This is a genomic window from Haloferax marinisediminis, from assembly GCF_009674585.1.
GTDB lineage: Archaea > Halobacteriota > Halobacteria > Halobacteriales > Haloferacaceae > Haloferax > Haloferax marinisediminis.
Genome location: NZ_WKJP01000001.1, coordinates 1,404,409 through 1,426,794 on the forward strand (window position 1 = coordinate 1,404,409; position 22,386 = coordinate 1,426,794).

General features: G+C 62.5%; 26 protein-coding genes. 14 read left to right on the top strand and 12 right to left on the bottom strand.

The annotated features are described in order from the left end of the window. Positions 1–18: 18 nt before the first annotated feature. Positions 19–645, bottom strand: coding sequence for an adenylate kinase (locus GJR98_RS07235; protein ID WP_151136891.1), 627 nt, complete (start codon positions 643–645; stop codon positions 19–21). A gap of 262 nt (positions 646–907) precedes the next feature. Here GJR98_RS07235 and GJR98_RS07240 point away from each other — a divergent pair, with 262 nt between their 5' ends. From GJR98_RS07240 to GJR98_RS07270, 7 genes are all read left to right on the top strand, one after another. Continuing rightward, a complete protein-coding gene (locus GJR98_RS07240) occupies positions 908–1,903 on the top strand; it encodes a YeiH family protein (RefSeq protein WP_151136893.1) in 996 nt (331 codons plus the stop codon). A gap of 52 nt (positions 1,904–1,955) precedes the next feature. Beyond that, positions 1,956–2,351 (top strand): hypothetical protein, encoded by a 396-nt coding sequence (locus tag GJR98_RS07245; RefSeq protein WP_151136895.1) that lies wholly within the window; start codon positions 1,956–1,958, stop codon positions 2,349–2,351. 210 nt (positions 2,352–2,561) lie between these two features. Next, on the top strand, positions 2,562–3,059 hold the full coding sequence (locus tag GJR98_RS07250) for a universal stress protein (protein ID WP_151136897.1): 498 nt from the start codon (positions 2,562–2,564) through the stop codon (positions 3,057–3,059). Beyond that, positions 3,056–5,275 (top strand): amino acid permease, encoded by a 2,220-nt coding sequence (locus tag GJR98_RS07255; RefSeq protein WP_151136899.1) that lies wholly within the window; start codon positions 3,056–3,058, stop codon positions 5,273–5,275. Before GJR98_RS07250 ends, GJR98_RS07255 begins: the two co-directional genes overlap by 4 nt. An 84-nt stretch (positions 5,276–5,359) precedes the next feature. Continuing rightward, a complete protein-coding gene (locus tag GJR98_RS07260; RefSeq protein ID WP_151136901.1) occupies positions 5,360–6,310 on the top strand; it encodes an alpha/beta fold hydrolase in 951 nt (316 codons plus the stop codon). A 327-nt stretch (positions 6,311–6,637) separates the two neighbouring features. Next, complete coding sequence (locus GJR98_RS07265) at positions 6,638–7,663, top strand: AIR synthase family protein (RefSeq protein WP_151136903.1); 1,026 nt, start codon at positions 6,638–6,640, stop codon at positions 7,661–7,663. Positions 7,664–7,790: 127 nt separating this feature from the next. After that, entirely contained in the window at positions 7,791–8,201 is a 411-nt protein-coding gene (locus GJR98_RS07270; RefSeq protein WP_151136905.1) for a DUF5518 domain-containing protein, read from the top strand. 54 nt (positions 8,202–8,255) lie between these two features. Here GJR98_RS07270 and GJR98_RS07275 read toward each other — a convergent pair whose 3' ends face one another. Then, complete coding sequence (locus GJR98_RS07275) at positions 8,256–9,245, bottom strand: alpha/beta hydrolase (RefSeq protein ID WP_151136907.1); 990 nt, start codon at positions 9,243–9,245, stop codon at positions 8,256–8,258. Positions 9,246–9,329: 84 nt separating this feature from the next. On the opposite strand from GJR98_RS07275, the gene kynU reads away from it, so the two are divergent. Continuing rightward, positions 9,330–10,610, top strand: a complete 1,281-nt coding sequence (gene kynU / locus GJR98_RS07280) for a kynureninase (RefSeq protein ID WP_151136909.1) — start codon at positions 9,330–9,332, stop codon at positions 10,608–10,610. Between the two features lie 87 nt (positions 10,611–10,697). Beyond that, on the top strand, positions 10,698–11,117 hold the full coding sequence (locus GJR98_RS07285; RefSeq protein WP_151136911.1) for a hypothetical protein: 420 nt from the start codon (positions 10,698–10,700) through the stop codon (positions 11,115–11,117). Positions 11,118–11,142: 25 nt separating this feature from the next. On the opposite strand, the gene GJR98_RS07290 is transcribed toward GJR98_RS07285, so the two are convergent. The 4 genes from GJR98_RS07290 to GJR98_RS07300 all read right to left on the bottom strand — a co-directional run bounded on the left by GJR98_RS07290 (position 11,143) and on the right by GJR98_RS07300 (position 13,384). Then, a complete protein-coding gene (locus tag GJR98_RS07290; protein WP_151136913.1) occupies positions 11,143–11,841 on the bottom strand; it encodes an SDR family NAD(P)-dependent oxidoreductase in 699 nt (232 codons plus the stop codon). Positions 11,842–11,934: 93 nt separating this feature from the next. Further along, positions 11,935–12,354, bottom strand: coding sequence for a desampylase (locus GJR98_RS17655; RefSeq protein WP_151136915.1), 420 nt, complete (start codon positions 12,352–12,354; stop codon positions 11,935–11,937). Then, positions 12,341–12,910 carry an NUDIX hydrolase gene (locus GJR98_RS17660; protein WP_151136917.1) on the bottom strand — a complete coding sequence of 190 codons (570 nt, stop codon included), beginning with the start codon at positions 12,908–12,910 and terminating at the stop codon, positions 12,341–12,343. Before GJR98_RS17660 ends, GJR98_RS17655 begins: the two co-directional genes overlap by 14 nt. A gap of 60 nt (positions 12,911–12,970) precedes the next feature. Next, positions 12,971–13,384 (bottom strand): Lrp/AsnC family transcriptional regulator, encoded by a 414-nt coding sequence (locus GJR98_RS07300; RefSeq protein ID WP_151136919.1) that lies wholly within the window; start codon positions 13,382–13,384, stop codon positions 12,971–12,973. 97 nt (positions 13,385–13,481) lie between these two features. Here GJR98_RS07300 and carA point away from each other — a divergent pair, with 97 nt between their 5' ends. Together carA and GJR98_RS07310 are read left to right on the top strand one after the other, a co-directional pair. After that, positions 13,482–14,564, top strand: a complete 1,083-nt coding sequence (gene carA, locus GJR98_RS07305) for a glutamine-hydrolyzing carbamoyl-phosphate synthase small subunit (RefSeq protein WP_151136921.1) — start codon at positions 13,482–13,484, stop codon at positions 14,562–14,564. A gap of 155 nt (positions 14,565–14,719) precedes the next feature. Continuing rightward, the gene (locus GJR98_RS07310; protein WP_151136923.1) at positions 14,720–15,748 is read left to right on the top strand and encodes a PAS domain-containing protein; all 1,029 of its coding nucleotides are present in this window, start codon (positions 14,720–14,722) and stop codon (positions 15,746–15,748) included. Between the two features lie 11 nt (positions 15,749–15,759). Here GJR98_RS07310 and GJR98_RS07315 read toward each other — a convergent pair whose 3' ends face one another. The 3 genes from GJR98_RS07315 to GJR98_RS07325 form a co-directional block, all read right to left on the bottom strand. Then, a complete protein-coding gene (locus tag GJR98_RS07315) occupies positions 15,760–16,668 on the bottom strand; it encodes a GNAT family N-acetyltransferase (RefSeq protein WP_151136925.1) in 909 nt (302 codons plus the stop codon). Between the two features lie 4 nt (positions 16,669–16,672). After that, complete coding sequence (gatD, locus tag GJR98_RS07320; protein WP_151136927.1) at positions 16,673–17,920, bottom strand: Glu-tRNA(Gln) amidotransferase subunit GatD; 1,248 nt, start codon at positions 17,918–17,920, stop codon at positions 16,673–16,675. A gap of 316 nt (positions 17,921–18,236) precedes the next feature. Beyond that, positions 18,237–18,935 (bottom strand): hypothetical protein, encoded by a 699-nt coding sequence (locus GJR98_RS07325; RefSeq protein ID WP_228717156.1) that lies wholly within the window; start codon positions 18,933–18,935, stop codon positions 18,237–18,239. 394 nt (positions 18,936–19,329) lie between these two features. Here GJR98_RS07325 and GJR98_RS07330 point away from each other — a divergent pair, with 394 nt between their 5' ends. Both GJR98_RS07330 and GJR98_RS07335 read left to right on the top strand, forming a co-directional pair. Continuing rightward, positions 19,330–19,530 (top strand): DUF7557 family protein, encoded by a 201-nt coding sequence (locus GJR98_RS07330; protein ID WP_151136929.1) that lies wholly within the window; start codon positions 19,330–19,332, stop codon positions 19,528–19,530. Next, on the top strand, positions 19,527–19,922 hold the full coding sequence (locus tag GJR98_RS07335) for a type II toxin-antitoxin system VapC family toxin (RefSeq protein ID WP_151136931.1): 396 nt from the start codon (positions 19,527–19,529) through the stop codon (positions 19,920–19,922). Before GJR98_RS07330 ends, GJR98_RS07335 begins: the two co-directional genes overlap by 4 nt. Positions 19,923–19,970: 48 nt before the next feature. Here the strand turns inward: GJR98_RS07335 and GJR98_RS07340 are convergent, their stop codons facing one another. Next, positions 19,971–20,345, bottom strand: a complete 375-nt coding sequence (locus GJR98_RS07340) for a hypothetical protein (RefSeq protein ID WP_151136933.1) — start codon at positions 20,343–20,345, stop codon at positions 19,971–19,973. Positions 20,346–20,437: 92 nt separating this feature from the next. Here GJR98_RS07340 and GJR98_RS07345 point away from each other — a divergent pair, with 92 nt between their 5' ends. Further along, entirely contained in the window at positions 20,438–20,929 is a 492-nt protein-coding gene (locus tag GJR98_RS07345; protein ID WP_151136935.1) for a hypothetical protein, read from the top strand. 24 nt (positions 20,930–20,953) lie between these two features. Here GJR98_RS07345 and GJR98_RS07350 read toward each other — a convergent pair whose 3' ends face one another. Then, positions 20,954–21,607, bottom strand: a complete 654-nt coding sequence (locus GJR98_RS07350; protein WP_151136938.1) for an ArsR/SmtB family transcription factor — start codon at positions 21,605–21,607, stop codon at positions 20,954–20,956. 72 nt (positions 21,608–21,679) lie between these two features. After that, complete coding sequence (locus GJR98_RS07355) at positions 21,680–22,345, bottom strand: DUF1405 domain-containing protein (protein ID WP_151136941.1); 666 nt, start codon at positions 22,343–22,345, stop codon at positions 21,680–21,682. Between the last annotated feature and the right edge of the window lie 41 nt (positions 22,346–22,386).

Below are 22,386 nucleotides of genomic sequence, written 5' to 3' on the forward strand. Positions count from 1 at the left end.
CTGGTTGCTCGTCGAGGGTTACGCGTCGTCGACGACGTCTGCGACGTCTTCGAACACTTCGTCAGGCGTCTGCTCACCGTCGATTTCGACGAGAACGCCTTCGTCGCGGTAGTGTTCGATGACCGGCGCGGTGTTCTCTTCGAAGACGGAGAGCCGCTCGCGGACGGTCTCTTCGGTGTCGTCGTCGCGTTGGACGAGTTCGCCGCCACACTCGTCACACACGCCTTCTTCTTCCGGTTGGTTGAACTTGACGTGGAAGTTGGTTCCGCACTCGGAACAGACACGACGGCCGGTGAGTCGCTCGACGAGCTCGCTCTCGGCGACCTTCAGGTAGAGGACGGCGTCGAGGTCCGTAATCTCGGTGAGGTACTCCGCCTGCGAGAGGTTGCGCGGATAGCCGTCGAGAACGTAGCCGTCGGCGTCTTCGAGGGCAGCCTGTACGATTTCGTTGACGACTGCATCGGGGACGAGTTCGCCTTTCTCCATGAACGAGCGAGGCGTACCGTACTCGGTCTCCATGTCCTTGTTCGCGCGAAGCGCGTCACCGGTCGTGACGTGGTCGATGTCGTAGTTGTCGGCGAGTCGCTTCGACTGTGTGCCCTTGCCGGCGCCGGGCGCGCCGAGCAGAAGGATGCGCTTGCCCATATCGACTACCATCCGGCGAGAGCATATAGTGTTGAAGATACCCGCCCAGATATGCGACGAGCGAAGTCAGGGAAAGCGGACAGTGATGCCGGATTCTGGGCAAAAATCTCGTGCTATTGACACACATGGCCAGATAAACCAGCCTATTTTGCCGATTCGAGCGACGAAGAGCGATACGTTCAACGGCGCGGGTGTCCTCGAATCGACCGATGTGCGACTCGTCGCTCGAACTGGTTGAGAACGCTTCCCACTCTGTCCGGCCATGAGCGAGGCACACGTGACACGGGTTAGGCGTCTCCTCCCCGGGATTGGACTGCTCGTCGTCCTCGCCGGAGCAGCGACACTCGTCGCAACTGTCGTTCCCGGTGTCAACGCGCTCTTGCTCGGCGTCGTCTTTGGTGCCATCGTCGCGAACACCACCGGCGTGCCCGAGTGGGCGACGCCAGGCGTGCGCACGCAAACGATACTCCTCGAAGCGGGTATCGTCCTCCTCGGCGCCCGTATCGCAGTCGACGAACTCGCCGCCTCTGGAGTGAGACTCATCGCACTCGTCGTCGTCACCGTCGTCGCGAGCATCGTCCTCGTCGAATTCGTCGCTGGACGCGTGTTCGGGCTCGCCGACCAGACCGGGTCGCTCCTCGCCGCTGGCGCGAGTATCTGCGGTGTCTCGGCGGCCACTGCCATCGCAGGGACCATCGACGCCGACGGCGAATCACTCGCACACGTCGTCGCCACAGTCCTCTTGTTCGACGCGATTACGCTCGCGCTGTTCCCCATCGCAGGTGACGTACTCCCACTGACCGGGCGTCAGTTCGGCGTCTGGGCCGGTCTGAGCATGTTCAGCACCGGACCAGTCACTGCGGCCGGGTTCGCCCACTCCGACGTGGCCGGACAGTGGGCGACGGTGACGAAACTCGCGCGTAACTCGTTGCTCGGTGTCGTCGCGCTCTGGTACGCCGTTCGGTACGCCGGAGGGAAATCCACAGACGTCCGGGCAGTCCTCGATGGCATCCCACGGTTCCTCGTCGGATTCGTCTTCCTCGCCGCAGTGGCGAACGCAGGCATCCTCCCCACCGGCGTAGTGGCGGCATTCGACACTGCCAGCGGCGCTCTGTTCGCACTCGCGTTCGTCGGTCTCGGCCTCGACATCCGTCTCGCTTCGATGCGTGAGACTGGGATGACCCCCGTGTTCGTCCTCGCCGTCCAGTTGCTCGCGGTCAGTGTGGTGACGCTGGGCGCAGTTCTCGTCCTCATCTGACCGCCGGGAGCGACGCGGGCCGTTTTTGTACCGAGCGAGAGTAGCCACGTCTATGACTCGATTCGAGGCCGACACTCCTCGCGAGCGCCGGAAGCTCTTCGCCGACGCCGTCGTGGCACACCGGAACCGCGGAAGCGCCTTCCTCACGCTGGAGGCCGACCGCGACCCTGATGTCGACGGTGAGGGCCCCGGTCCGTGGATTCAGTTCGGCGAACAGACGTTCAACATGGACGTGACAGACGAGGAACTCGCCCGGTTGAAAGACCTCCTCTCTGAGTTCCCGGAGTTTCGCATCGACCAACTGGAGAGTCCAGACGAAGCAGAAGGAACGAACGTCAGAATCACTGCGCGGTCCGACGCGAACCGTCTCGCGGGGTTCGCCGACCAGGTGTTTCAGGCGGTGTACGAGCGCACAGAGGAGTATCGCGCCTGGGTCGTTGCCATCTGATGGTTTAAACTAAACGAACGTCCTATTTCCCCGGCGAATTTCGCCGACACGGGGGCGGGATTTGCGAACTTCTATACCAATCGGCGTCCAAGCCGGCGATATGTATTCCCGACGGTCACATTGTGAATCGGGCGCCGCTGGACCCGACACAATCCCGTTCCGCCGGGTCGAATCGCTCACTGTACAACCGACACCACCGTGTCCACAACTATGACAGAACAGGTAGACTCACTGTTCTCACGTCCGCTCCTCCCACTCGCAAACGAGGAGGACGCCGAGGTCACGTGCGGCGTCGCGTTCCCACGCATTGCGGCCCAAGATGGCCAGGCCTTCGTCGTCCACGTCATCGAGAAAGCCGGCGGTGCGCCCGACAAAGCGGGTGTCGAGCAACGCGAAGAGCTCGCAGACGACCTGTTCGACATCGCTCGTCGCGCCGCTGAATCGGCCGACATCGACATCGAAACTGACCTTCGGTTCGACACCGACGTCGGCGACGCCATCCTCGACGCGGCGCGCGACGTCGATGCGTCTGCAATCGTGTTCACCCCGCGCGGTGGTCGGTCGTGGTGGGACCTCTTTTCGGGGGACGTCCGCGACCGGTTGATTCGGAAGAGTGACCGTCCAGTCGTCGTCTTGCCCCACAACGATGTGGCGCTCGACGGCGAGACCGACGACGAATCTGACGACACCTCGAACGGTGAGACATGACTGACGAAGAACTCGCAAAAGACCTTGGCCCACTCGCGGCCTTGACGATTGGTATCGGGACGATGATCGGCGCTGGTATCTTCGTTCTCCCCGGCGCCGCCGTCCAGTTGGCGGGGCCGCTCGCCGCCGCGGCGTTCGTCCTCGGTGGAGCCATCGCGCTCTTGACCGCCGCGTCTGCCAGCGAACTCGGGACCGCGATGCCGAAATCCGGCGGTGCGTACTACTACATCAATCACGCACTCGGCCCCCTGTTCGGCAGCGTCGCAGGATGGGGTAACTGGATGGGGCTCGCATTCGCGTCCGCGTTCTACATGACCGGGTTCGGGCAGTACGTCGCGACGTTCCTCACGGTGCCTAGCCTCTCGATTGCGGGTGTGACCATCTCCGGCGTCAAACTCGTCGCCCTCGCCGGTGGTCTGCTGTTCGTGTTCATCAACTACGTCGGTGCGAAAGAGACCGGGAAACTGCAGAACGGTATCGTGCTCATTCTGCTGGCTATCCTCGCAGTGTTCACGCTGTTCGGCCTCCTGAACGCCGACATCGCGAAACTCCGCCCGTTCGTCCCGCCGGACAAGGGTGTGAGTCCACTGCTGCCAGTGACGGGCCTCATCTTCGTCTCCTACCTCGGGTTCGTCCAGATTACCTCGGTCGCTGAGGAGATCAAGGACCCCGGAAAGAACCTCCCTCGCGCCGTCCTCGGGAGTGTCCTCATCGTCACGGCAGTGTACGCACTCGTCCTCGTGACGGTGTTAGCCGCCGTCGACAACAGCGTCGTCGCCGGCAACGAAACCGCCGTCGTCGACGTGGCGAGAATCCTCATCGGACCGCTCGGTGCGGCCGCGATGTTGTTCGGTGGACTGCTCGCGACGGCGTCGTCCGCAAACGCGTCCATCCTCGCCTCGTCGCGCATCAACTTCGCGATGGGTCGCGACCGAATCGTCTCCGAAGAGCTCAACGAGATTCACCCACGCTTCGGAACGCCGTACCGCTCTATCGCCATCACGGGTGGGTTCATCCTCCTGTTCATCCTCCTGGCCGACGTGGGAACGCTCGCAAACGCAGGGAGCGTCCTGCACCTCATCATCTACGGCCTCCTCAACGTCTCGCTGGTCGTGATGCGCGTCGCAGACCCCGACGACTACCAACCAGACTACCGGGTTCCGCTGTACCCATTCACGCCGATTCTGGGTGCAATCACGTCGTTCGCACTCATCGCGTTCTTCGCCGACACGATCGTCTTGCTCGCAGTCGGGTTCGTCGTGTTCGCGATGCTCTGGTACGCCGTCTACGCTCGCGGGCAGGCGACGAAGCAGGGTATCCTCGGCAAGTACGTGCTCCAGCGGTCGGAAGATCTGCCGCCCGCAGCCGTCTCGGCGACGACGTCGGTCCAACCCGACGGTGGCTACCGGGTCATGGTTCCGCTGGCGAATCCTGCGAGCGAACGTGACCTCGTCACGCTCGGCGGGTCCGTCGCGAAAGCGAACAACGGGACGCTCGTCGGCGTCCACATCGTGCAGGTTCCTGACCAGACGGCACTCGACTCCGCACGTCGAGAGTACGACTTCGCGGAGGCCGACGAACTCCTCGAACAGGCCCGTCTCGACGCCGACGAACTCGACATCGACATCGAGACGCACACGATTCTCTCCCACCGTTCGTTCGAGGAAGTGTTCGACGCGGCCGAGATGTACAACGCAGACCTCGTCGTGATGGGGTGGGGCCCCGACAGTCACGGGGCACCCGGTCGTGCAGAGAGTGCCATCGAAGAGATGACCAACACGCTCCCGTACGACGTGCTGGTGATGAAAGACCGTGGCTTCGACCCATCGAGTGTGCTCGTCCCGACTGCCGGTGGTCCGGACTCCGACCTCTCTGCGTCGATTGCAACGGTGCTCAAGGAGTTCTACGGAGCAGAGGTGACGCTCCTCCACGTCGCCGACGACCAACGCGAAGGCGAGGCGTTCCTCAGTGAGTGGGCCGAAGAACGCGGCCTCGGCGACGCCACACTCGAAGTGGAGACCGGCGATGTCGAGCGCGCAATCGAGTCGCACGCTCGTGACAAGTCGCTCCTCGTCATCGGGGCGACCGAACGCGGCCTCCTGTCGCGACTCGTCCGCGGGACGTTGGTACTGGACGTCGTCGACGACGTGGACTGTTCGGTCCTCCTCGCAGAGCGAAGTCGCAAACGGAGCATCCGGCAACGCCTCTTCGGATAGCGTTTCTCCGGAGCGAATCGCCCGCTTTTCGACGGCGGTCGATTCGCCGCGTCACATTTGTGGTCTGACCGCGTAGCGAGACGTATGTCGAGTCAAACGGGGTTGGAGTGTGAGGACGTACAGTTACCTGTGGAGGTGACTGGTCGCATGGTCGATGTCGGCGACACCGAACTCTACGTCGTCGAAGCGGGGCCAGAAGATGGAGAACTCGTCGTCCTCCTCCACGGGTTCCCGGAGTGTTGGTACGCGTGGGCGGACTACTTCCGCCCGCTTTCGGAGGCCGGATACCGGGTCGCCGCCCCCGACCAACGTGGGTACAACCTGAGTGACCGGCCGAGCGGTGTCGATTCGTACAGCATCGACGACCTCTCGAACGACGTGGTCGGACTCGTGGACGCACTGGGCCGTGAGAAAGCGCACGTCGTCGGCCACGACTGGGGTGCCGCCGTCGCGTGGTGGACTGCGCTTCACCACCCCGACCGAGTCCGGTCGCTCACGGTGATGAACGTCCCGCATCCGACTGTCTTCTCTCGACACCTCCGGCGTAACCCGGCCCAGCAACTCCGCAGTTGGTACGTGCTGTTCTTCCAGGTGCCGAAGCTTCCGGAACTCCTCGCTCCCGTCGGCGACTGGGCCATCTCCGAGCGGACGATGCGCGCTACTGCACTCCCGGGAACGTTCTCGCCGACGGACATGGAACACTATCGAACGGCGTGGTCGAGTCCCGGTGCGTATCGCTCGATGGTCAACTGGTATCGGGCAGTCGTCCGTGAGCGTCCACAACCGGCGTCGACCACTGTCGAGGTTCCAACGCTCATCGTCTGGGGGACCAACGACCGATTCCTCCGGCCGAAGATGGCCAGAGAAAGCCTCTCGTACTGTTCAGACGGCCACCTCCGAACGTTCGAAGGAGCGACTCACTGGGTCCACCACGAGGAACCTGTGGCCGTCGCCCGCGCGCTCATCGAACACATCGACGACGCGTGGTGGACGCCGAACAACACCCCCGACAAAACAGGGTATCGACCAGTCTGAGCGTGGCAGGTAGCTATCGATGTCGTCAGTGATTTATGTCGTTTTAATTCCCCTATAAAGTACTATCGAGGGGACTTAGCGAGGTTCTTGTATGTCCAGAGCGATGCCTGAACTGACGCGGTCACAGTCCGGTGGTGGTGGGACAGTATGTTCCCCGTCGAACCGTCTCCGCGTCTTCTTCATGAGCAGGGACGGGGGACCGTCCCATTTTCACTCGGCGAGCGTGCAGGCTCTCGTTCGAGGTCGTAGCCACCGGTCTGACGACGTACGGGGTCCGCAGAAACGACAGATGAGTACGTTCTTACTGGCGGCCCACCGACTCCGACTATGACCGACCTCGGAAAGGTCGACCGCGACTTCTTCGACGAGTACATCTACCCGCGTCTCGGCGCTGACCGAGACGACGTCGCGCTCGGCCCGACCCACGGCGTCGACTTCGGCCTCCTCGACATCGATGGAACCGCAGTTGCGCTGGCGACTGACCCGATATCCGTGCTTCCCGCCCTCGGGTTCGACCGCGCGGGACGGTTCGCCATCGACATCGTCCTCTCGGATATCGCCGTCTCTGGCCTCGAACCCTCACACATCGCAGTTTCGTTCACGCTCCCGCCGGAGATGACTGACAGCGAGTTCGCCGAACTCTGGAACGCGATGCACGAAGAGGCGTCTGACCTCGGCGTGAGCATCGTCACCGGCCACACCGCTCGCTACTCGGGCTGTTCGTACCCGTGGGTCGGCGGCGCGACTGCGCTCGCTGTTGGCGACCACGACGACGTCGTCCGACCGGATGGCGCACGCCCCGGAGACGACGTGCTCGTGACGAAGGGTCCTGCGGTCGAGACGACCGGTCTCTTGACCACGCTCTTCCCCGAGGGATTCGACGGCCTCGATGCCGACGTCCTCGAAACTGCACAGGCACGACTCGACGAGACCGACGCCGTCCGCGACGCGATGACTGTCTCTGCGGCTGGTGGGCGGAAGGTCCACGCCATGCACGACGCTACCGAGTGCGGCGTCCACGGCGCGCTCAACGAGATTGCAGAGAGTGCAGGCGTCCAACTCGAAATCGACGAGTCGAGCATCCCATTCCGTCCGGGTGTCCGCGAGGTCTGTGACTACCTCGACATCGACCCGTGGCGCTCGACGACTGCTGGGTCGCTCGTCGTCGCCGTGGACCCAACTGTCACCGACGACGTGGTCGCCGCACTCGACGCCCGAGGGACGCCTGTCGGTGTGGCCGGAACCGTCGTCGAAGGTGAGGGCGTCGTCGTCGACGGCGACCGAATCGACCACCCGGACGTCGACCCGTCGTGGGCGGCCTACGAGCGACTCGCCAGCGCAGCAGAAGAGTGAGAACCTGAAAGAGCGAGAACCCGCCTGGGTTCATCCACGAACACGCCGCAAAGAGAGTCACCGGTTCGGGACGTTCTCGGTCCTGACAAATTATTTTCAAGCCAGTTCGACACGTACACTCGGTGTTATGGTAGTCACGAAGTGGCGTGCGGTTGCAATCGGATTCGCAATCACCGCCATCCTCTCGTTAGTGGCCGGGTTCGTCCCACAACTCGCCATTCTTGGTGGCGGTGTCGCGGGTATCATCGGTGGATGGGCCGCGGGATACTACGCCAATAGCGGACGGGTGAGTGGTGCGTGGAATGGCTTCCTCGCGGGGTCGATTGGCGCGCTCGTCGCCGTCACGATACTCGTCCTCGCCGGCCTCACAATCTCGCTCGTCGAACTCTCCCTCGGCGGCGTATTCGCGACTATCGGCGTTGCGTTCGCGATTCTTCTGTTCGTCCTCATCGGCGCGATTCCCGCGACGATTGGTGGCCTCATCGGGGGACTCTCTCCGCGCACGGAGTCCGAAGACGCGGAGCGACCGACGGCCTGAGTACTCGAATCCGAAGTCGTCCCTAATTTTGGATTTTGTGGGGATCAACCCACGTTAGAACCCACGCCGCAACGCGTCTGCAACCCTGTCGAGCGCCACATCGGCCACGTCCACGTCTGCGGTCAGGCTGAGAAACCCGTGTGGCATCGCGGGTTCGTGGTCGTGGACGACGTGGACGCCTGCCGATTCGAGTGCCGACGCATAGGCCGCGCCTTCGTCTCGAAGCGGGTCGAACCCTGCCGTGACGACGTATCCCGGTGGCAGGTCGGTGTGTGAGTCCGCACGTAGTGGCGCAGCAAACGGGTTGTATCGGTCGACAGGCGACCGGAGGTAGGTGTCGTGGGCCCACAACACGTCTCGGCGCGTGAGCAGTGGCCCATCGGCGTTCTCGGAGAGCGACGGGTGGTCGGCAGAGAGGTCTGTCATCGGATACAAGAGGAACTGGGAGTCTATCGTCGGGCCACCGAACTCGCGACTGTGGAGACACGTCGCCGCCGCGAGGTTGCCTCCGGCGCTCGTTCCGGCCACGGCGAGTTGGTCTGGGTCTGCACCGATGCGCTCGGCGTTTGCCTCGACCCACTCCGTCGCTCGCACACAGTCTTCGAGACCAGCGGGGAATGGGTGTTCGGGAGCGAGTCGATAGTCGACGGAGACGACGACGTGCGCTGCCCGTGTCGCGAGGCGCCTGCAGACGCCGTCGATGGAGTCGAGGGTCCCCATCGCCCAGAGACCGCCGTGGAAGAAGACGAGCGTCGGGAGCGACCGTTCGGGGTCGGGGTGGTAGACGCGAAGCGGTATTCCACCCGCCGGCCCGGGGATTTCGAAGTTCGTAACCCCGGCAACGTCGGGTGCATCTGTGGGTGCGAACACCTCGTCTTCGATGCGGCGGGCGCTCTCGATGTCGAGTGCCGACCACTCGGGGATGCCGAGTCGCGTCACCTCGTCGACGACTGCGTGCGCCTGTGCGTCCAGTTCTGCCGCCGCGTCGGCGAGGCCGTCATGTCTGGGTGGGGCAGGCGGCGAGTCGTCGTCGAAGAGAACCATACCCGGAGGCGCGCAGGCGAACGTGAAAAACACCCCGCCGCACGGGTCACAAAACTACTTGCGTCGGGCGGCCAACTCGCGTCCATGAACGACGAGGAGGACATCGCGTCCATCGAATCTGCCCGTGAGATGGATGCCGCAGACCCGCTTTCAGACCTCCGTGACCGCTTCTTCGTCCCCGATGGCGAACTGTACATGGACGGGAACTCACTCGGCCCGCTCTCTACGGACGCCGAAGCAGCCCTCGACCACGTCGTCGACGAGTGGCGAACCCTCGGTATCCACGGGTGGACCGACGCCGACCCAGACTGGTTCACCTACGGCGAGCGACTCGGTGCACGACTCGCACCGCTCCTCGGCGCGAATCCAGACGAAGTCGTCGTCGCCAACTCCACGACAGTGAATATCCACACCCTCGTCGGGACGTTCTACGACCCCGAACGCGGCGAGAAGCTCGTCGTGGACGACCTCGACTTCCCCACGGACCACTACGCGATTCGAGCCCAACTCCGACAGCGCGGCGTCGACCCCGACGAAGCGCTCCGCGTGGTCGAGAGTCGCGACGGTCGAACCATCGAGACGGAAGACGTGCTCGCGGCTATCGACGACGACGTGGGAATGGTGTTTCTCCCGTCGGTCCTCTACCGAAGTGGGCAGTTGTTCGACATCGAGACCATCACCGAGGCGGCTCACGATGCGGGGGCACTCGCTGGATTCGACCTCGCACACTCGGTCGGCGTGATTCCACACGAGTTGTCGGCTGTCGGCGTCGACTTCGCCGTCTGGTGTACCTACAAGTATCTGAACGCCGGCCCCGGCGCAATTGCAGGTCTGTACGTCAACGAACGCCACTTCGGGGCGACGCCATCGCTCGCCGGATGGTGGGGCAACGACAAAGAGACCCAGTTCGATATGGCACTCACCTACGACCCCGCGCACTCGGCCGGCGCGTTCCAGATTGGGACGATTCCCATCCTCGCGGCCGCACCGCTCGACGGGACGCTCGACATCGTCGAGGACGCTGGCGGAGTCGCTGCACTCCGGGAGAAATCACTCGCACTCACCGACTACCTCATCGAACTCGTGGACGAACGACTTCCCGAATGTGAGGTTGGGACGCCCCGCGACCCGGCGGCCCGTGGCGGCCACGTCGCCGTCGAACACCCAGAAGCGTACCGTATCAGTCTCGCGCTGAAAGCACGCGGCGTCGTCGTCGACTTCCGTCCGCCGAACGTCGTCCGCATCGCGCCCGCACCGGCATACGTCGGGTTCGAGGACGTGCACCGGGCGGTCGACCACCTGCGAGAGGTTCTGGATGGGACGGAGTACGAGCAGTTCGACCGGCGAGGTGCTGGTGTGACGTGAAGCGAAGAACCACCTGAAGTTGGTGTGTACCGCGACCGAGTTACGGGGGTGTCTTCATCAGTTTGAACGACATAATCTGGTGTACTCATGTTGCGCACGATACTCACCGTGTTCGGCGTCGCTGAACTCCTCCGACCGGAGGTGCTCATCCGGGCGGCAGAACGACTTGCGCTCGAGAACCCCGAAGAGTGCGAGTTACGGCCGTGGACGGTCCCCGTCGCTCGGGTCGAGGGAGTGGCCTTTTTACTCCTCGTGAGACGGCGCAAAGGCTCGTATTCGACGTTCAAGAAGTTCCTCGGTGTCGTGGGGCTTCTATCGGTCCTGTATCCACGCGAGTACCTCGGGTATGCGACCAAACTCGCCTACACTGACGCCGCCAACTGCCAATGGAGGCCCTGGGTGTACCACGCGACGCGGCTGGCGGGATTGTTCTACGTAATCGTGGCGGTGAAGGAGCTCGCGAAGCCTTCACGCGCAGAGATAGAAGAAGACTCCCAGCCGAACTGACGAGAGCCAGGGGCAACGGTTCGACTTACCAGTCGATGACTTTCTTGTCGCGCCAGAACTTCCCGGACGGACTCCCCGGCTTGAACTGCGCGAGCCACGTCGGCGTCTCAGCGCCCTTCTCGACTGGTCGGGAGGCCTCTTCGCCGCCCATGTCGGTGCGGACCCACCCGGGACAGACGGAGTTGGCGATGAGGCCGTCGTCGCCGTACTGGCCTTCGAGGTAGACGGTGAGGCCGTTGATGCCCGTCTTCGAGATACGATACGACGGCGAGCCACCGGACTGGCCTTCGACGAGTGCACCCATGCCGGACGAGACGTTGACGACGCGGCCCCCGTCGTTCTGGAGGAGAAGTGGGACCGCGTGCTTACACATGAGCATCGGCCCGCGGAGGTTGACGGCGAGCGTCTTGTCGATGCTGTCGGTCGGTTCGGCGACGATGTCGTCACCGAACTCTCCGATTCCGGCGTTGTTGACGAGGATATCGAGTTGCCCCTGGTCGGCGAAGATCCCGTCGACGACTTCCTCGATGTCGCCTTCTTGGGTCACGTCGAGGAGGACGCGTTCGGTTCCCTCGGGCGTCTCGTTCGTGACGCTTCGAGACCCGGCGTACACCGTCGCACCGAGGTCACGGAGGTTCGCAGCGATTTGGCGGCCGATGCCTCGGTTCGCGCCGGTGACGAGGGCAACTTGCCCGTCGAGGTCGTCGTATACGTCGGGTTCCATACGACTCTGTGAGGACTCACGCGGGTTATTCTCACCGGAAACTTCTGACTGTGTGGAGAGAACGAGGTGTGGAGAGAACGAGGTGACGACGCCTCACTCGACGGAGACTTCGAGTTCGCGGAACTCGGTTCCAGTCCACTCGTGGGCGGTGAGTCGCCCATCGGGGTGACAGATGAGGTAGACGTACCCCGGCCACGACGCCTGCTCCCGGTCGGCGGCGCTTGGGACTGGCGCCGACTCGGGGTGCGAGTGATAGAATCCGACGACATCGAGCCCCGCAGAGTCGGCGTCTTCGAAGGCGGCGACCGTCTCAGCAGGGTCGAGTTCGTAGGCGAGCCGTGGCTCGTCGGAAACGTTCGAAACGGGGACAACAGTGGTGATAGAACCTGCACTACGGTCTCCCACGAGGACGCCACAGACCTCTGCTGGAGGGGCTTCGGCGGCGCCCGAACGAGCGTGGGAGACGATGGAGTCGTGGGCGTGTGACGCGAGTGAGAGGTTACTCGAAGTCACGACGCATCGCAATCTCGAACCACGGGCAGAGGCGCAGTTGACGGTACCACTTGGGGTGGTCGTTGAGGTGCTCGTAGTCGACCCAGAGCATCCCCGCAATCTCGTCTTCGTCGGGGTCCAGCGACGTGTCTTCGAGGGTAACCTTGAGGACCGCACAGACCTCCCACTCGAGGCCGGCGTTCTCGTAGTAGCGCTTGTACTCGAACTTGTCCGTGACGCGGAGGTCGGAGTACTGGTCGGGCGTGATGCCGAGTTCGTCTTCGAGTCGCTCTTCGGTCGCTTCTTCCTGCGACTGCCCTTCGACGGGGTGGGAGGCGACGGTGCCGTCCCAGTAGGTGTCCCACAGGCGCTTGTTCGGTGCGCGCTGTGCGAGGAGCAGTTGGCCCTCTTCGTTGAACACGAGGCAGGTAAAGGCGCGGTGGCGAATCCCGTCGCCCGTGTGGGCGTCGAGCCGGTTGACGGTGCCCTCCGGATTGTCGTCGGAGTCGACGGCGATGACGTCCTGTTCTGCGTTCTTGTGGAGTTCCGTGGCCTCGTCGGCCGCTGCATTGCTCATGTCCGTCTCGTCGGAGGCGGGGGTCAATTATGCTTCGATGCGAACCAGCGGGGAACGAACTCACCCGAGTCGCTCGTCGAGAATCAAGCGGGTTTTGGTACTCTTTACGTCGTCGTGCTCGCGTGCACGTGTGATGAGGTCGTTTACTGCACGCGTGTCGGCGGCGTCGACGACGAGGACGATGTCCTCTTCGCCCGAGACCTGCCAGACGAAGTCGACGTCCTTCCACTCGGACATGAGTTCCGAAACGTCGTTGGTATCGACGTCGACCGCGACGGTCACCTCGATCATCGCTTTCAGGTTCCCGGTGCGGGTCGCAATCGTGAACCGTTCGATGACGCCTTCCTCGACCAACCGTTCGACGCGGTTTCGAACCGTCCCCTCGGACGTTCCGACTTCTGCCGCAATCTCCGTGTTGGGGGTCCGAGCATCCCGTCGGAGGATGTCGAGGATACGTCGGTCCAGCTCGTCCATACCCCACGTGCCGCCCCCAGCGACTTACCGATTACGAATTTCGTAACTCGGCTTCGAAAGCAACACTTATGCACCCGTGTTCCGTTCGTTTCTCGTAATGTCGGACGCCTATCTGGCCCTGGAGGATGGCCGCGTGGTCGAAGCGCGTGGTCGCGTTCCGGGACGTACACGTGGCGAACTGGTGTTCACGACCGCATACACGGGATACGAAGAGAGTCTGACCGACCCTTCGTACGAAGAACAAGTACTCACCTTCTCGTACCCCCTCATCGGCAACTACGGCGTCCGAGCCGAGCGATTCGAGTCCGACCGGGTCCACCCACGGGCCGCCGTTGCACGCGAGTTCACCGACGACGTCGTCGAGTGGCTCGCCGACGAGGGTGTCCCGGCGGTCGACCACCTCGACACGCGCGACCTCGTGACTTCGATTCGCGAAGAAGGTGCGATGAAGGTCGGTATCGTCGTGGGCGAGGATGCGACCCCAGAAGCAGCGAAAGAAGAACTCGCGAAGTGTAAGGGCATGAGCGAGCACGTCGACATCGGCACGCAGGTAACCACTCCTGAACCCACCACCTACGAGGGCGACGGTGACAAGACGGTGACCCTCATCGACTGTGGTGCCAAGCAGTCTATCATCGACTCGCTCGTCGAGCGCGGTGCGACTGTCCACGTCCTCCCGTACGGTTCGACGGCCGACGACGTCACCGCACTCGACTCCGACGTGTTGTTCATCTCGAACGGCCCTGGCGACCCAGAGAACTTCGGCGCCGCGCGCGAACTCGTCGAGGAGTTCGCCGGCGAGGTTCCCATCGCGGGTATCTGTCTCGGTCAACAAATCGTCGCGAGCGCACTCGGCGGTACCACCGAGAAGATGGCCTTCGGTCACCGTGGCGTGAACCAACCCGTCCGCGACCTCGACACTGGGAAGGTCATCATGACGACCCAGAATCACGGCTACACCGTCGCCGACCCCGGTGAAAACCTCGAAGTGACGCAAGTCAACGTCAACGACGACACTGCAGAAGGACTCGAAAGCGAAGCACTGAGCGTCATCACGCGCCAGTACCACCCCGAAGCGCACCCCGGCCCTCACGACTCCCTCGGCTTCTTCGACGACGTTCTCTCCATGGCGGACTCGGAGGGAAATGGCCGTAAGCGGCGCGTCGTCGCCTCGGACTGACCACACCTGACACCACCCTCGCAGTTTCTGTACCAAATGCGAACCACCGACTGCGGTTGAGTTCACAGCGGCGGCGCAGTCGCGCGCTTTGCCGTTGTACTTACGGATTACATATATGAGGCACTGTCAAGCACTCATAACGCGTATCACATCTCATGGGAGATGCATCGCTGATTGAACGCGGATTCGACGAACTCCCGGCAGAAGTCGCGATTCTCGACAAACACGGCGACATCATCTACACGAACAGAGCGTGGCGAATGTTCGCTGAAAGCAACGATTACGCCGGCGACTCCACCTCGATTGGCGTCAACTACGTCGCCGTCTGTGATGCCGCCCGTGAGGAGAGTGAGACAGCAGGTATCGTCGCCGACGGCATTCGTTCGCTCCTCCGCGGTCAACAGGACTTGTTGGCGATCGAGTATCCGTGTCACTCGCCGACGGTCTACCGGTGGTTCTTGATGCGTGCGGTTCCCTACGATACGCCTCGCCACGGTCGGTTTGTCCTCGTCATGCACCTCGACATCACCGAGCGACGACTCGCAGAGTTGCAAGTCAACGAGAAGAACCAGCACCTCGCGATGCTCGCGCACGTCCTGTCGAAAGAACTCAAAGAACCCCTCTCGTCGGCCATGGAGAAGGCTGCGAAACTCGTGGCGAAAGATGGTCCCGATGCGTCGTCGCTGTCGAAGATACTCTCTCGTATCGACGCCGTCATCGAACGGAGCATCGCACTCGCCGACCAAGTGGCGACACTCGACCTCGAATCAGTCGATTTCCGCGAGTACGCCCAAATCGAGTGGGACGAGGTCGGTGATGGAACGAACATCGATTTCCGCGTCGTCGGTGGTGGCGTCCTCGATGCGGACGAACACCTCTTCGGACTCTTCCTTAGTTCGCTGTTTGCCAACGCCATTGGTCGAAGTTCGGTTCCGGGTTACCCCACGCAAATCGTCGTCGGGGCGACGATGAACGGATTCTACGTGGACGACGATGGACCACGGCCCTCAGACGAAGAACGTGCCGTGACGGCTGGACAAACACAGGTGCTCGGCGTCGATTACGATTCGGTCGAGCTCTCAGTTGCAAAACGCATCGCCGACCTCCACGGGTGGTCATTCGAGATCAACGACTCCGAACTCGGTGGTGCCCGATTCGAAGTCCACGACGTGACGTGGCGGTGACGTGCGACCCCTTACGAGAGGTCCGCTTCCATCACGAACGTTGGTTGTTCTGCAACGTCACTTCGAGCGAGTGAGACGTCAGAGACCCACTGGACCCCTTCGGGGACGAGGACGCGCGTTCGGTCTGCGCCGACTGCCGCCGCATCACGGCGAACGGCATCGATGAGTGAGCGACAGGTCTCGGCGTCGTTCCACGCGGCGACTGCGTACTCGGCCCACGTCACTTCGCCTTCGTCTTCCAGCTCGCGCGAGTACGTTCGGTTTCGGTAGGTAAAGCCACTGACTCGGTCGTCGTCGACGACGAACAGACGGTCGTCGGCCGCCGCGTCGTGGAGTTTCGAGCGAGTCAACTCGGAGACTGCCCACGACTCGACTGGGTCGAGCGCGAGTCCCGACAGCGCAGTTCGCATCTCGCATCCAGTCCAGAACGCCCACGCTGCGTCGGCATCGTCGCTCACGTCTAACGCCGGTGTCGCGTCGGCATCCGGTTCGGGTGTCGCCCAGCGGAACTCCATCCCCGGGTCGAACCCGACGTGGCGGGAGTTCGCGAGACTCGGCACGTTCCACGAAAATATCATGTTCCGAACGCGACGAGCACCCTGTTCGCGTGCCCAGTCGAACAGTGCGTGGGTGAGTGTAGTTGCGAGGCCTTGCTCGCGGTAGTCTGGTGCGACGCGCATTCCCTGCGCCCACGCTTCGTACTCCGAGAGCATGACCATCTGCGCGATGGCCGCAACCTCTTCGGATGGTGTTTCGTCACCCATATCGACGAGGAGCGTTGCCTGCTCTGCTTCGCCAGGCGCTATCCACTCGTGGTAGATGTCGGGGATGTAGTCTGACCCGCCACGGTCGGCCCACGTGTCGCGGGTGAACCCGACGACTGCCTCGTAGTCCTCCGGTCTGGCGGGTCGAATTTCCATCAGATTACTCCCACGGGACGGACCGCTCGGTCAGTTCGCCTTCGAGGTTTCGCCCCATCGCATCTGCCGGGTCGGAGTGGTTGGCGAGCGCCCACATGAGCTTCACCTTCGCGGTTCCGGGGAGGGTGTCACCCGCTTCGACGACGCCGGCGTCGAGGAGGTCGCGGCCGGTGTCGTAGACGCGGTCACAGACGCGGCCTTCGAGACACTGCGAGGTCATGACCACGACAGTCCCGTTCTCGATGAGTTCCTCGATTCGCGGGATGAAGTCGGTGTGGACGTGCCCGAGACCGGTCCCTTCGATGACGAGGCCCGCCTTGTCCTCGAGGTAGTCGAGTGCCGCGATGTCCATGCCGGGCGTGAACTTCAGGAGTTCGACGCCGGATTCGAGGTCCGAGTGGAGTGCGAGTTCTTCTTCGTCGCGCTCGGTGTAGTCGCGGCGGAACGTGACCTCTTCGGCCTCGTAGTCGACTTCGCCGAGTGGCTTTGCGCCGATGGTCTGGAAGGCGTCGCGCCGGGAGGTGTGGTTCTTGCGGACGCGGGTTCCCTCGTGGAGGGCACACACGTCGTCGGACTCCGACCCATGCATGCAAATCATGACTTCGGCGGCGTCGGCTTTCGCGGCCTCGACGGCGCAGACGGCGTTCATCACGTTGTCCGAGGACGGACGGTCTGCCGAGCGCTGACTGCCCGTGAAGACGATTGGGACGGGCGTGTCGAGCATGAACGACATCGCCGATGCGGAGAACTGCATCGTGTCCGTGCCGTGCATGACGACGACGCCGTCTGCACCCGCCTCGATTTCCTCGGCGATGGCCTCGGCGAGGTCGACCCACACGTCGGTCGTCATGTTCTCAGAGAGGATGTTGGCGACGACGCGACCACGGTAGTTCGCGCGCCCGGCGAGGTCCGGCACGGCCCGAAGCACGTCTTCGGCGTCGAACTGCGCCGTCACGGCGCCCGTTCGGTAGTCGACGGTCGACGCGATGGTCCCACCGGTCGAGATGAGCGAGATGGTCGGGAGGTCCTCGTCGAACTCGATTTCGGAGGTTCCGCCGCTCTCAGTCTGTGCGTCTTCGATGTCGTAGACGTCCGTTTCGAGCACTTCGACGTCCGCATCGTCGCGGTCGATGCCGACGTTGTAGCCACCGTCGAGTTTGAGGACGAGATACTCGTCGGTAGAAGAGGGCATCAAGACACCTTCGTTCGTGACATCCGCGCGTGTGACGCGGACGCGGTCCCCTGCGTTCATATCGCGGGATAACGCGGGGTCAGACTTGAATCCCACTCTTCCACCTTTTTCCTCCTCGGGGTCGCTACGCGACCCGCTCGGAGCAAAAATCTGGACCAAAAAGGGCCAAGAGACTCGCTACGCTCGTCTCTCGGTGCAACTCAAACAGAACCTCCAGCACTGGCCTGTCGAACTACTCTGACTGGGATAGGAGTAGTGTGCAACAAATAGAGGTCATATCTACTAAACGAACGACGTTCGGAGACCCCAAACACGGCGGTCCACCCTTCGAGGTCGGTCGTATCACTCGTCCGGTCGCAACTGAGCCGGACTGGACTCAGATGAGTGTGACGACGAGGGTGTACGCGACTGCACCACCGAGGAAAGAGAGGAACCGGCCCCGTCGGGGGTGCGGAAGTTCCTCCTTGATGACGTTGAGGATGATGCCGCCGGAGACGAACGCGAACAGCCCGGTAATGACGAGGGGTTGACCCAGTGTGACGAACCCGACCGCGGCACCGAGAAGGGTCGCACCCGCGAGCACCCACCGCCCCACGCGGTCGTACTGTGCCCCGAGGTGTCGGCGTATCCCGTGGTCGGTGATGCTGAAGTGCAGTCCCATCGCGACTGCGTACAGCAAGAGGTTGACGACGCCCGGGAGTTCCTGGTGAAACAGGAGGTAGCCGATGAGGCTACTATAGAGGGCGAACACGGCGATGTAGGCCCGGAACACGAGTGGCGGTGCTGCGGACTGCTCGGCCGTGGTTCGGGCGATGAGAACCTCCAGCCCGTAGAACACGACGAACCCGGCGAGCGCGACACCGTAGATTGTCTCCTCGGTGACAGAGCCTGCGGTGACTCGCGAATCCCCGGCCGCGAAGTGCGCTACTTCGGGCAGCAGCAGGACGAACACGTACGCAACGGCCGCTCCCCCGGCGGCCGACAGCGCCGACCGCCCTGCCCCTGTCTCGGTATCGACTCCCTCACCGACGAGGAGGTGGACCGCCGCCAGTGCGAGGGCTGACAGAGAGGCCACAATCAGGAGTGACTCGAATGGCAATCCCGGGACCTGTGACGCGGACAACATTTCTGATAAGAGAGTCGTCGTGTCCGGAGATAAGTTTGTGACTCTCTCCGGACTCTCAGCGACTCTGCCTACTCGTTCGGTTCACACGCGCTCTAGCGTGTTCGGGAGTCGGATGCGAGAGTCCACGTGTACGAATGGCACGGCGTGGTTCGTCTAGAATACGTGATTGACCGACTCGTGCGCTGAGTTCAGCACGACCGTAGAAACCTCTCCAATCGCTATCAGAAATCGCGTGACACAGACAGCGGGTGTATGCAGCAGTCTGGAACCCTGAACTCACTGTAGCAATCCAGCAGAGACGGTCCTCTCAAACTACTTCCGGCCGCATACGCAATGTATGCACATGAGTACGTCAATTCGTGTCTCTGACGAGACGAAGGAGAAACTGGCGAGACTGAAGCGAGACGATGAGACCTGGGATGAGTTCCTCGACCGATTGGCGAACGAAGGGTCGGGGATGAAGGCTGGCGCGTGGAAAGGGACTGACAAAGCCGAGAAGGCGCGTGAAGCTATCAAGCGTTCCCGAGAGAGCTACGAGCAGTGACTTTTCTCGATTCATCAGTTATCATCGATTACCTCGACGGTGTCAAGGAAGTTGTCGAGTTCGTCGATGAACAACCGACCGTAGTCACCTCCAGCATCTGTATTTGCGAAGTTCTCGCTGGTGAGGTGTTCTCAGTCGGTGAGGCAGACCTCATCGGAGCGCGTGAGAACTTCGGTCGAGTCACCGCTCTCGACTTCTCCGAGGAGGTCGCGTTTGAAGCTGCCCGGATGCAAAATCGTCTTCTCGAATCTGGGAATCCCATGTCGCCACGCGACCTCATGATTGCGGCTACAGCTCGATCTGAGGGGAAGGAACTGGTCGTTTCCGACGCTGACTTCGATACAGAAGGCCTCCGTGAACTACTCTCTGTCCGGAAATTCGGCCCGTATTAGTCCTTTTCTCAGGTGTACGACTCACGAGGTAAACTGCCAAAACCCGTGCTAGACTTCGACCGTTTCCACTTCGACTTCACCACTCGAATTGACTCGCACCGTCGTCGACTCGTAGTCTTGAATGGTGTCTCTGTATCTTCTCTGGCCGTCGACGTACAGCGCGACAGGACAGGTCTCGGCGTCAACCTCGCGCCTGATGGTTTTCGAGTCTCCCGCTTGTAACTCGAAATCCTTGTCACGGCATTCGGCGTCCAGCATCGCTTCTCCAGAAAACTCAGGACTGACGAACACCCTCACCATCTGCGACCCCTCACACAGTTGGAACTCACCACATTCGTCGGATGCTGGTTCAGACAGCCCACTCGTACACCCAGAGAGAGCGACGAGCGACCCAAGAGACGCGAGAACCCGCCTGCGTTTCATGTCACCAAACTCGATTGACACAGTAAGTGTCTTGTGAGCGTTCGAGACGGTGCGGCACAAGAGCCATCAGCCTTCCCACCCACAACTCACACATGCAACGGTCGGACCAAAAGGAGTCTGAGCGGTCCGTCGACGACATCCTCTCTGGACTCAGCCTCGACGACGACGAATCGACGCCGCAGAAGCAGTCCAAACGCGGTGGCGGCCGTCTCAGCGGCCTGTTCTCTCTCCGGACGTTCCTCGTCGCGCTCGTGCTCTCCATCGGTGGCCTCCTGATTGGTGGGGCAATCCCCATCGTCGGCTTCGTCGGTCGGTTCGTCGGTATCGCCGCTGTTGGCTTCCTCCTCGGAATCGCCGGGTCGAAACGCCACTACGTCGAAGTCGCCCTCGCAGGCTCGATTGCGGCCGGTCTGGCGTTCGTCCTCTCGACGCTGTTTTCGGTGTTTGCGCCGTTCGCGGTGCAACTGCTCGCGGACTACGGACTCGCGATTGCAGGCGTCGGCGCACTCAGTGGTGGCCTCGCTGGCATCGTCGGCCACTACTTCGGCCGTGATTTGAAAGACGGCCTGACGCGAGAACTGTAACGGCTAAAAAGCGAGTACGGACACTCAGTTAATCTCCCAGCCGTCGCCGTTGTAGACGACGAGGCCACCCTCGGCGAGGCGCTGGAGTGCCCCATCGACCATGTTGGGGTCTGCGTTCACGTCTTTTGCGACGCTTCTGACCGTGTTCGACCCGTTCGCGACCGACGCGAGAATCTCGGCGTAGAACCGGCTGTCGGCGTCGACGCCGAGCCGGTCGTTGATTCGGTCGAGTACGTCCGTCAGTCGCCCTTGTACCCACCGCTGGGCGAGCGAGAGTTCGTTGTCGAGTTCCTGTAGCTTCCCGAGTTCGCGCGCGAGGTCGACGACGTCGTTCGTCTCGGTGTTTTCTACGTCCAGTGAGACGTGCGGGCAGCGCCCGGCCATGTCGAGACTGGGGCTCGGTGGGTACGCGCTCTTCGCGCCGAAGCCGTACGGCGAGACGTTCACCTCGAGTCGGAGGTTCCGAGAGATGTGGAAGTACTTGCGCCGTTGGTCGTCGGTGCGTGACTCGATGAGTCCCGCGTCCTCCAACTTCCGGAGGTGGTCGATGACGGCCTTTGGGCTGACGCCGAGGTACTCGCTAATCTCGGTGACGTAGCACGGTTTGTGCGAGAGTAGCCGCAAGATACGGCGGCGGTTTTCGTTCCCGAGTAGATCAAGCAGTACCGCGGAGTCCATTAGGTGTCCATAGTCTACGGGTGGCCAAAAGCCTGACTCATGGGGAACGCTACGCTGTCGTGCGATTAGTGATTATGACCCACGGGGAAGGCGGTCGAAGGCACGAGCGGCGAGAAACACCGCGAGAAACGACAGGCCAACGGTGATGACCGCGAGCAGGAGACCCGCCTCGTACTTCAGCGGAGGATAGTAGCCGAACCCGTAGTCGAACACGTCGTTGACGAGGGCGAGTCCGAGGGCGAACACGAGCGCGCCCTTCGTCGTCGCGCCGTAGCGCGGGATGAGATACGCCGCGACGAGGAACCCGAGGTGCGTCAGCATGATTCCCCAGTAGTCCCAGAGCGCGGCGCCCGAAAATCCGACGTAGAGGTCGGGCCGGAGGTTCAGTGCGACGGCCGTCCAGATGCCGTACTTGACCAACCAGACGAACGCGAGCGTGTGGAGATACGCGAGTGGCCGGTTGACTGGGGCGTCCACGACCCGCCGACCGAGATTCGGGAGAAGCGTCGCCGCCGACAGCGTCATCAAGGCGAGGGCAGTCGGTGAGTCACCGAACAGCGGGTAGAGAAATGTCGGGATGTCTGCGAGCGAGGGGTCCGAGTGAACGTAGAAACTCACGCCGACGAGGAACGCCGAGGCGTTGAGGAGGATGAAGACGACGAGGCTAGGGCCGTTTCCGAGGTAATACTCGACCCACTCGTCGACGGCCGCGTCGAGGTCGAAATCACGCAGACGCATCGCCGATGTGGACGGTGCGCCGGAAGAAAAGGCCGTCGGGG